Raw genomic sequence first — 773 nt, forward strand, 5'->3', positions numbered from 1 at the left:
GGCGGCGACCGTGGTCCGCGCCGTCCGCGCGAAAGCTCTGAAGGGGGTGCAGAATAATGGTCGACATCAACCAGATCCCGACCCGGCGCCCGTTCCATCGCCGCCGCAAGACCTGCCCGTTCTCCGGCGCCAATGCGCCCAAGATCGACTACAAGGACGTGCGTCTCCTGCAGCGCTACATTTCCGAGCGCGGCAAGATCGTGCCGTCGCGCATCACCGCCGTCAGCCAGAAGAAGCAGCGCGAACTCGCCAAGGCGATCAAGCGCGCCCGCTTCCTCGGCCTGCTGCCCTACGTGGTTCGCTGATATGTTCGACCGGGCGGCTTTGCCGCCCGGTCTTTTCACCGGCGCGGCGGGCGCGTCGGGTTGACCCTCAAATCCCGAGTTGGGGCGATTGCCTCTAACTGCCCAGACAGGCAGGACAGCGACAAAAGCGGCGAGGTCGCACCAAGCTTCCTGACCTGTTCCTATTCATTCAACGTCGATCGTTGATCGACGCCCAGACGAAGGAACGAAACCATGGAAGTCATTCTCCTCGAGCGCATTTCCCGCCTCGGCCAGATGGGCGAGACCGTGAAGGTCAAGGACGGGTTCGCCCGCAATTTCCTGCTCCCGCGGGGCAAGGCGCTGCGCGCCAACGAAGCCAACAAGAAGAAGTTCGAGGGCCAGCGCGCCCAGCTCGAAGCCCGCAACCTGGAGCGCAAGTCCGAGGCCTCCAAGATCGCCGAGACGCTCGACGGCAAGAGCTTCATCGTCGTGCGCTCGGCCGGCGAG

Annotated in this window: 2 protein-coding genes; both read left to right on the top strand. The window is 64.4% G+C overall.

What is annotated here, in order from left to right:
* Nucleotides 1-56: 56 nt before the first annotated feature.
* Nucleotides 57-305: a 30S ribosomal protein S18 gene (gene rpsR, locus EOA27_RS38730; protein ID WP_006203718.1), complete on the top strand. Its 249-nt coding sequence runs from the start codon at nucleotides 57-59 to the stop codon at nucleotides 303-305.
* A gap of 213 nt (nucleotides 306-518) precedes the next feature.
* Nucleotides 519-773, top strand: a 255-nt coding sequence (gene rplI / locus EOA27_RS38735) for a 50S ribosomal protein L9 (protein WP_127259007.1), incomplete at its 3' end; no start/stop codon positions are given.

Source organism: Mesorhizobium sp. M2A.F.Ca.ET.037.01.1.1 (genome assembly GCF_003998075.1).
In the GTDB taxonomy this organism is placed as follows: Bacteria; Pseudomonadota; Alphaproteobacteria; order Rhizobiales; family Rhizobiaceae; genus Mesorhizobium.

What these genes read in the sequence shown, in the direction of transcription:
- rpsR (WP_006203718.1), top strand. Translation starts at nt 57, where the DNA reads ATGGTCGACATCAACCAGATCCCGACCCGGCGCCCGTTCCATCGCCGC.